Origin of the sequence: Vibrio ichthyoenteri ATCC 700023, from assembly GCF_000222605.1 — a bacterium.
Classification (GTDB): Bacteria; Pseudomonadota; Gammaproteobacteria; order Enterobacterales; family Vibrionaceae; genus Vibrio; species Vibrio ichthyoenteri.
Genome location: NZ_AFWF01000295.1, coordinates 1 through 5,245, shown reverse-complemented (window position 1 = coordinate 5,245; position 5,245 = coordinate 1). Strand labels below are relative to the sequence as shown.

Annotated in this window: 3 protein-coding genes; all 3 read left to right on the top strand. The window is 41.7% G+C overall.

Features of this window, described 5'->3' with window-relative positions; genetic code table 11:
- Nucleotides 1-328 precede the first annotated feature (328 nt).
- On the top strand, nt 329-3,526 hold the full coding sequence (locus RH85_RS19605) for a response regulator (RefSeq protein WP_006714472.1): 3,198 nt from the start codon (nt 329-331) through the stop codon (nt 3,524-3,526).
- A gap of 62 nt (nt 3,527-3,588) precedes the next feature.
- Nucleotides 3,589-4,032 carry a hypothetical protein gene (locus RH85_RS19600; RefSeq protein WP_039949432.1) on the top strand — a complete coding sequence of 148 codons (444 nt, stop codon included), beginning with the start codon at nt 3,589-3,591 and terminating at the stop codon, nt 4,030-4,032.
- 2 nt (nt 4,033-4,034) lie between these two features.
- On the top strand, nt 4,035-5,141 hold the full coding sequence (locus RH85_RS19595; RefSeq protein WP_006714470.1) for a hypothetical protein: 1,107 nt from the start codon (nt 4,035-4,037) through the stop codon (nt 5,139-5,141).
- The last annotated feature ends 104 nt before the right edge of the window (nt 5,142-5,245 follow it).

Genomic DNA, 5,245 nt, shown 5'->3' with positions numbered 1-5,245 from the left:
TTCTTAGTTATTCACACCACAAATATATCTACTGTTATATATTAATTTTCTAAACCAACCAACATCGTTAAAATAACCACATTTTTAACCTGCCTACCCTCATTAATTGATAAAGCAATCAGTAGTGATTAATTTTTCAGCCATTTTGATGGTAAAAATAAAAGTGTCATTTGCATGTAAGGTGTTAGCATATATGGTATTTGTGAACAATTTCCGTGCTAACCATCACCGTTTCACCAGTTATTTCATGAAGAAAATTAGTTTCGCACATTATCCTAAATATCTGGTCTACACTTTTCTATAAGTTGGCTAATAATGGATAATAATAATGGCAAAATGGGTATCATGGAGCGATATCTCAATAAAGTACAAGTTATTTGGATTGGTACTATTACCGATATTACTTTTACTTTATCTCGCGTTTCGCCAAATAACGGTACTGAATCATCAAACAGATGATTTGCAGAAAGCAAAAGCGATAACCGCTTTTCTTCAGGGATTTTCACAATCAGCCCAATTCAGTAGCGGTCAAGACAGCTCTGTCGTTACCAATTCATCTGACGATGTTTCATCAGTCAATGCGTTAATCCCTGCCCTATTTTCAGCAGGCGAAGCGCAGCAGATCTCGGATCTTCTGCGTGAATATTTATCTGTCACGCTGCAAATTACCGTCAACAAATATCCTGATGAGATGCTGGATAACCTCGAATGGCAAGCTGACTTATATCAGCAATTAGTCATGGCACTAGAACGCATTCAACTGGATGACATTCCTATTTCGATCGAACAAGACCTGCACGCTTTAATTCAATTGGAGTGGATGATGTTTTGGGCGCATCAAGAGACGACTCTCAGCCAACAGGTCGTCAATAATACACAACTTGAGAGTGAACAAGCCGTCGAACTGCGAAACCAAATCGCTTCGCTAGCGCAAAACCAACAATTGTTCGTTGAGCGATTTGTTAATCTGAATGCCAATGAGCAACAAGTTAACTTCATGCTCGAAGCGTTTAGCAACGATGCTTTTCAGCAGAGTCAAACTTTTCGACAAACATTACTCAACGAGAGTGAATTAAATCAATCCCCTTCAGCAGACATTGCCAATGGTTTAATTGCCCTAGTATCACGGCTACACCTACTCAACGACGTTGGGCACAAAATAGAGAACCAACTGATTACCCGTATCGAAACGGCAACACGCGCAGCTAACAGCGAACGAGTGGTGTTTGTTGGCATCGTCTCTGTCCTCACTTTTGTCGTAATTTTTATTGCTCTTAGTCTCGCCAGACGCGTCACTAACAACCTAAATTTAGTGCTCAACTATTTAAAGAATGAACAAGAACATCAGGCCGGAGAACTGAGCAAGCATATCTCTGGTAATGATGAACTCAATCATTTTGCACAAGAAGTAGAGCGCCTGACACTTGAGCGTCAACAGGCGAACGAACGGCTAACTCACGCTAAAAATATCGCGGAACAAGCTAAAGATGATGCCATTCAAGCCAGCCGCGCAAAAAGTAGCTTTTTAGCCAATATGTCCCATGAAATTCGCACGCCTCTAAATGGCGTTATAGGGATTTCAGAAGTTTTATCCGATACCTCTTTAACCGCAACTCAACGCGACTATGTCGATACCATCGAAACATCGTCCCAATTATTGCTAAGCCTCATTAATGACATTCTCGATTTCTCTAAAATCGAATCGGGTATGTTGCTGATCAGTCATCATTCGACAAATGTGCGTGAAACTATCTACGATATCGCGTCTATCGTCGCTCCGAAAGCGAAAGAAAAAGGCTTGGATCTACGCGTATCCATTGATACAAACGTGCCATATAAGCTGATGATTGATGATCATCGCTTACGTCAAACTCTTATGAACTTTATGTCAAACGCTGTTAAATTCACCGAGAATGGTTACGTAGAACTCGCTATTTCTAAGTTGGGTGATTGCCATGCGAACAATATGTGTCAACTTGAGTTCTCCGTTACAGATTCGGGTATCGGTATTGATGCCCAACAACAAAAAAATATCTTTGAACCCTTTGCACAAGAAGATGACTCAACCACTCGTAAATTTGGAGGTACTGGTCTTGGCCTTGCCATCAGTACGCAGTTAGTTGAATTAATGGGAGGTAAAATTCAACTCGATTCGAAAAAAGGGATCGGTAGTCGTTTTTTCTTCTCACTTAATTTTGAAGTTGAGCATGTCGCCTTTAGAAAAACTCACAAAAACACTGCACCGATCTACTTGGTGGGAGCCGCCAATGAACTACGCCAGACGCTCAGTAACGAACTGGTATTTTATGGCCACAAAGTCGCCCAATATTTTGACAATATAGAGCAATGTCAGCATTTTAGAACGACGAACAACTCTGGAATTGCGATATACATCGAAGAGCAACCAGATACTGCGCAAGATTTACTACCGAAGTTTGAACAGTTAGCAAAATCGGGTGTGCATGTTTGTCTTATTCGTGCCTTTTCAAGTAGCACTTTCGATTTTAAGCATTCGGTTAACGCCATCATAAGCCGCCCTTTTTACGGCCAACGTTTGATGCGTAATTTAGAAAGTTGCCAACAGCATGTACTCACAGCAAAAACATCCACTATTGGACCTGAGACTCAATCAATGCGGGTGCTCGTGGTCGAAGACAATTCTGTAAACCAAAAAATTGCCGGCTTGCACTTGGTTAAGGCTGGGTTTGAATTTGATATTGCTAATGATGGTCAAGAAGCCGTTGATATGTACCGTGCTGCCCCAACCAAGTACGCGTTGATATTAATGGATTGCATGATGCCTATCATGGATGGCTTCGAAGCGACGGTTCAACTACGTAAACTTGAACAAGGATATCAGCACCGCACGCCAATCATTGCCTTGACTGCTAGCGTGATTGACGACGATATTCAACGCTGTTTTGATGTTGGTATGGATGACTATATTGCTAAACCTTTTAAAGCCAATGTACTGCAAGAAAAAATCTTTAATCTCGTCTCTCCGCTTACTGCACCAATCGAGCATGATACTCATAAATCAAACCTTACTCACAACCAAACAGCTAAGCGAGAAACTACTGTTGAGCAAGAGGCAACAAACAGCACGAAGCAAAATCTCACAACTCAAGATCTGCATCCACGTAAAGCAAGTCGCAGTGAACGCGTATTGCTGGTCGAAGATAATCGAGTTAACCAAAAAGTGGCGTCATTGATGCTCGACAAAGCTGGATTTAGCTATGCCATCGCTGAAAATGGCCAAATAGCGATTGATATGTACAGTCAAGACAGTGGCTATGATGTGATATTGATGGATTGCATGATGCCAATAAAAGATGGCTTTGAAGCAACTCGTGAAATTCGTCAACATGAGTTAAATCTAGGTTTGGTTAAGACTCCTATTATCGCGCTGACCGCAAGTGTCATTGATGACGATATCCAGCGCTGCTTTGACTCAGGCATGGATGCTTATGTCGCTAAGCCTGTACGCAAAGATAACCTTATTGGAAAAATTGAAAGCATTATCTAACCAGATAAGAGTGATTTGTTATGTTTATCCGAAACAAAGTGCCACATCGAACTGACAGCAGTATGCATTATGCCTGCTGTCTTGTGGCTATTTTATGCCTGTTCATATCCGTAAACACCAGCGCTATGGGAGCGGAACAATATGCAATATTCACATTGGAGCAAGAGTTTACTCCTCTGTCTGTGAGTAAAGCACGTAAGCTCTATCGTGGCAAAACCAAGCGATTAGAAGGCAAAAAAATTGAACTGTCCGATTGGCCAGAAAGCAGTGAAGAGCGTGCTGAGTTTTATCAAATTTTGCTGGGTAAGAACACGGCACAAATGAATGCGCATTGGGCCTCACTTTCTTTCTCCGGGAAAGCTCGTCCGCCAAAAGAAATGACCACGGCCGACGTCTCCGCTTTAGTGCAATGGATGGAAAAAAAATCGAATCGAATTGGCTATGCCCCACTCAATCATCTTCCAGATGATGCTACGGTGTTATTTGTGGTCGAGGAGGTAAAATAATAATGAATAAAAATATCCTAACTCTCGCTTTACTCGCGGCATCCTTTGAGACTGCAGCCAATATTGAAATCAGTGAGAACATTCTCGTCAGCGGTTTTGGCTCAACTTCATGGGCTAAAAGTGATAACAGCACGCCACTTATCACCAATGTCGAGATATCCGATCAAAGCTGTTTTGACTGCGATACCACCCTTGGTTTACAAATCGATGGCTACTTTAATGCCCTACACGCTTCCGCTCAGGTAGTTAAACGTCCCCAAGATCACTGGAGTGACCCAGAACTAGAATGGGCCTATCTTGGCTACCAATACAAAGACTTATTGTTCCGTGCCGGGCAACTAAGAATCCCTCTATTCCTTTACTCAGAATATTACTACGTTGGGCATGCTTACGCGATGTCTAGACCGCCCACTGAGGTTTACAATAGCATTCTTGGTATCACGGCTTATCAAGGATTTAGCTTAACTTGGAATGTTGATATTGATGATGAGAAATCCCTAAGCATTACCCCTTTTTATGGCTTAGAAGATGAAAAAGAAGTCAATCTCAATCAGGATACCTTTCTAGAGCTTGATACTAAGCGTATGTATGGCGTTAATATGCTACTTTCGGGGGATAACTATCGCTGGAATTTTTCTTACCTCAATTCTCGATATGATCAGCGCGTGACGCTAACAAACTACACGATGACAATTCCTAGTATTGGTGATATCACGATTCCTCGTTATGTCGACGAATCGGAAGATAACCGCATAGAGCTGTATTCGTTAGGCGCAGAGTATGAATTTGGTTCGACTACCTTAACGGCTGAGTTACAAAAGAACGACCGTTCTTCCGCATGGTATTCATCGTTGCAGTACCGCATCTATGACTTTATTCCTTACGTAGTTTATGGACAACAGTACAATGAAGAGGTGCAAGAGAGTAGCCGAATCAGAGAGGGCGAGAGCGTCACCGCAGGGGTACGTTATGATCTTAGGTACAATTTGTCGCTTAACGCTGAGTGGCAATATTTCCATACGGAAAAGGGCTATGACGGCGCATTTATAGATGTTCCTTCAAAGCCAACAGCGCAACTTTATACCATAATGATTAACTTTGTTTTCTAATCACTATGATTTAATGTCTCAACCATACTAGGTAGTACTATTGTCATTGGTACTGCCTAGTATCACGCAAAAAACAATAGATAGCAGGCAATCAACATTTAGAA